The following is a 3,548-nucleotide window of genomic DNA, read 5'->3' as shown; positions in this document are numbered from 1 at the left end:
AGGGATAGCCACGCGGTATGAAAAGCTTGAACGAAATTATCATTCAATGCTCGCTTTAGCATTTACTATGATGTGGCTACCAATGTGGGCTGATTGATATATGTACTACAAAGATCAACAGCCCCTAGAATACGTCGATTTTATTCTCGAGCTGATTTTGTCATAAATGCCGCAATAAATCGAAAAATATCAGCTAAACAGGCTTCTATCGAATTAGCAAAAATAACAAACTTAATTAAAACTCAAACACTCCCGGCTTTAAAAAATAGCGCTAAACAATTAAAAATGGAATTACAGCAGAATGATATTTCTGTTGGTTCGTTAAAGGAACTTAAAAATGCCAACTAAAAGCTGTCCACATTGTAAAGATCACCCATTAGAAGTAACCAATTATCAGGGTGAAGAAATAGATATTTGCCGTGAATGTGGTGGTTTATGGTTCGAAAAAAATGAAGTAAATCGCATGATTTCCGAGATAAATGACGGCCCAGAAGGTGATAAATTTGAAACTCACTTTGGTGAGCAATTAGGCGTTTCTGAGCTTGACTGCCCGGATTGTAAAAAAAGTTTAGAACGTTTTCACTTACTGGAAGCTTTTCATACCGAAATTGATGTTTGTAGACACTGCGATGGTACTTGGATTGATAAAGACGAACTTGAAAGTGTTGAAAAAAGCCCTGAAATAAAAGCGAGTTTAGGCGAGCTAAATCAAAAAGTGAGTTGGAAAACCTACTTGTTCCAATTTTTAACGCAAATGCCTGTTGAATATAATATTAAACCACAAAAGACTCCTTGGGTAACTCGCGGCCTTATTGTATTAAATACATTGATTTTTGTACTTTATTTTTTAAACCCGAGCTCATTTAGCTATGTTATTGATAACTTTGCCATGACACCTGCAGATTTAAGCAAAGGTAATGAGCTATGGACTGTATTAACTTGCGTATTTTTACATGGTTCAATAATGCATTTAGTTGGCAATATGTACTTTTTATACATCGTTGGCGATAACTTAGAAGACGTGTTAGGTCATAAACGCTTTTTGTTGTGGTATTTAGTCTGTGGACTTCTAGCATCGTTTGCAAGCTACATTGTAAGCCCAATGTCTACAATTCCAGGTGTGGGCGCAAGTGGCGCTATAGCCGGTTTATTTGGCATGTATTTAATGTGGTTCAGACACGCAAGCCTTACTTTTATGTTTGTAATTTATCAGAAGAAACTTTCTGCGGTATGGTTTTTTGCTATTTGGTTAGGATTTAACATTTTTGGTGCAGTAACAGGCCCTGATGGCATTGATTATGGTGCGCATATTGGGGGCTTTATAGCTGGACTAATTATTGGTTATATTTTGAAAAGTAAAATATTAGAGCAAAACCCTATAATTCGTTTACTAAACCAAAAAGAAGCACAGTTAAAACGTTAATCGTCATATTAAAGCCACTAATAGATGAACATTAGTGGCTTTATAAAACTTCTCACTAATTTCTATAACTTATACCAATCCGCAATAATACTTAATCATTTTGCGGGGCTAAACGTGTCGCTACCTGCGTTAAAAAATTCTCATTTAGAACAACTAAATAGCGAATTTTTTGCCTAGCTATCAACACGTTTTTCCGCCCTCAAAATAGACCACTTAATTAAGCGAATTGGTATTACAACGCGTATAAACTGTATAAAATTGACCCGTATTTTTTATCGGTATATCGTACGTTCTAGCCTCTTCACTAAGTTCGCATTCAAAGTTATTTAATATATCAGACATCAGTGCTTGCTCTTCGGTGAACTGTATTGTGGTATACCACAAGATTGAATCTTCATCTTTTTTGTTTTCAATATAAATACTCTGTAGCAAAGAGCTATTAAAAAACATGTTTGAAGGCTTTGAACTGCGTATTGTTTTATTATCGAAATAAAAGTAACCATTGTTATCACTTATAGCTTCATCAATATAAGTATCACCGTAAATCAGCTCTCTTGTTACTTTAACGCCCTGTTGGGGTTCACCATTATTTAATAGTCTGCCTTTTACAGGCAACGATAACGTAACGTCTTGTTTATTAAAGAACCCAAACATGTCTGCACATCCTTGCATTGGTATTAATAAAAATAAAATAAGCGTTAAAGTCACGCCAGCCGATCTTGTATTGGTCATAAAAAGTCCTTTTCCTATTTATACTTTAACCTAACAATAAATCTGGAAAATAAATAGCGACAATACTGCATCCTACATTAATTAAAATACATAACCACAACACAATAATAAAACGTCGCTTTTGCGATTTATGACGAAGTAATTGTTGAGCAAGTAATGCTCCCGGCCATCCTCCAAATAATGCAAGTAGTTGCAATGTACGCTCTGGCGTGCGGTTTACTTTTGTATGTGAAGAACGCTTAGATTGTCGCTTATCCCATGCGTACATTAAAAAAGTTATAGCACTTAATACACTTATATAACCAGGTACATATATCGGTATATAAACAGGTAAGTATTGCAGTGGGTAAGCTAACCAAATGGCAGCTAAATAAAGCAATGAGAACGTGATTAATATTTTCTTTATCAATTAATTATCACCTATACTTGGCATTGGTATTACAAAAACAAGAGCCAAATTATGACATATTTTAAAGCGATATTCTTAGTCTTATGCTTATTAACATTTAGTAGCTATGCATCCGATACATCCACCAACCTTGATAAAGAACTTGCCGTATTTAAGCCCTATTTAGGTACTTGGCAGGCTGACTTTGAAGTACCTGAAGGTGCTAAAAAAATACAAGATGTTGGCCGTTGGGAGCGTGCTTTAAACGGTAAAGCGATACATACCAAGCACTCTATTAATGAAGGTGAGTATGGCGGCGAGTCGATGATTTTTTACGACAGTAAAAAAGAGTCTTTGGTATTTTACTACTTCACTACCGCTGGATTTTACACAAAAGGCACTATGAAAGTACTCAGCCCTACTCAATTTGTAGCCTATGAAGACGTAACTGGTAGCCAAGATGGTATTACAAAGGTTAAATCGATGAGTGAACTAAAAGACGATAAGTTTCTTGTATCGACCTCTTATTTAAAAAAGGGTGAGTGGACAAAGTCCGAACAACGTATTTATACACGCAGTACAAAATCGGTTAAATTTAAATAGCCGCGATTTATAAACACATCGAGTAGGGTGAGGCTTATGCCTCATCCCTCTCACAGAACCGTACGTACGGACCTCGTATACGGCTCCTGTACCCTTCACATTTTATCAACTTATTTCCTAAACGCTGATAAAGCAAGCCATCCCGTATTCACTTTTTCTATTGGATATAAACCAAGCTCCTCAAACCATTGGTTTGGCATCGCTACATTCGATAATGGACTTAGAGAGTTTCGCCATGAGTTCATTTTGATGAACTTAAATGGCGGCTTTTTCCATAATTGTTTTAGTCGCTTATGCAACCTCGCTGGGTTTTTCCACAACCTTAACTGAATTGCCCTTAATCGTCGTCTCACCCACCTTGCCAACAAATTTAGCACTCGTTTACAATTGGCTATACTGAAA

The 3,548-nt window shown here is 36.1% G+C and carries 6 protein-coding genes and 1 pseudogene; 4 read left to right on the top strand and 3 right to left on the bottom strand.

Annotation, left to right across the window (positions count from 1 at the left end):
* The 3 genes and pseudogenes from QL998_RS20395 to QL998_RS20385 form a co-directional block, all read left to right on the top strand.
* Window positions 1-97, top strand: a pseudogene (locus tag QL998_RS20395) (IS5/IS1182 family transposase); the annotation flags it as partial.
* The gene (locus QL998_RS20390) at window positions 94-348 is read left to right on the top strand and encodes a hypothetical protein (protein WP_290193380.1); all 255 of its coding nucleotides are present in this window, start codon (window positions 94-96) and stop codon (window positions 346-348) included. The pseudogene QL998_RS20395 and the gene QL998_RS20390, both read left to right, overlap by 4 nt.
* Window positions 338-1,423, top strand: a complete 1,086-nt coding sequence (locus QL998_RS20385) for a rhomboid family intramembrane serine protease (protein WP_182197174.1) — start codon at window positions 338-340, stop codon at window positions 1,421-1,423. Before QL998_RS20390 ends, QL998_RS20385 begins: the two co-directional genes overlap by 11 nt.
* Window positions 1,424-1,636: 213 nt before the next feature.
* Here QL998_RS20385 and QL998_RS20380 read toward each other — a convergent pair whose 3' ends face one another.
* A complete protein-coding gene (locus tag QL998_RS20380) occupies window positions 1,637-2,155 on the bottom strand; it encodes a DUF6795 domain-containing protein (RefSeq protein WP_029751869.1) in 519 nt (172 codons plus the stop codon).
* A 25-nt stretch (window positions 2,156-2,180) separates the two neighbouring features.
* A complete protein-coding gene (locus tag QL998_RS20375) occupies window positions 2,181-2,564 on the bottom strand; it encodes a DUF1294 domain-containing protein (protein WP_024605276.1) in 384 nt (127 codons plus the stop codon).
* A 51-nt stretch (window positions 2,565-2,615) separates the two neighbouring features.
* Here QL998_RS20375 and QL998_RS20370 point away from each other — a divergent pair, with 51 nt between their 5' ends.
* Entirely contained in the window at window positions 2,616-3,146 is a 531-nt protein-coding gene (locus QL998_RS20370; protein ID WP_024605275.1) for a hypothetical protein, read from the top strand.
* A gap of 110 nt (window positions 3,147-3,256) precedes the next feature.
* Here the strand turns inward: QL998_RS20370 and QL998_RS20365 are convergent.
* On the bottom strand, window positions 3,257-3,548 hold a 292-nt coding region (locus QL998_RS20365), incomplete at its 5' end, for a group II intron maturase-specific domain-containing protein (protein WP_290193379.1).

Origin of the sequence: Pseudoalteromonas sp. APC 3691 (assembly GCF_030408135.1) — a bacterium.
In the GTDB taxonomy this organism is placed as follows: Bacteria; Pseudomonadota; Gammaproteobacteria; order Enterobacterales; family Alteromonadaceae; genus Pseudoalteromonas.
This window is presented reverse-complemented; position numbering and strand designations above follow the sequence as displayed.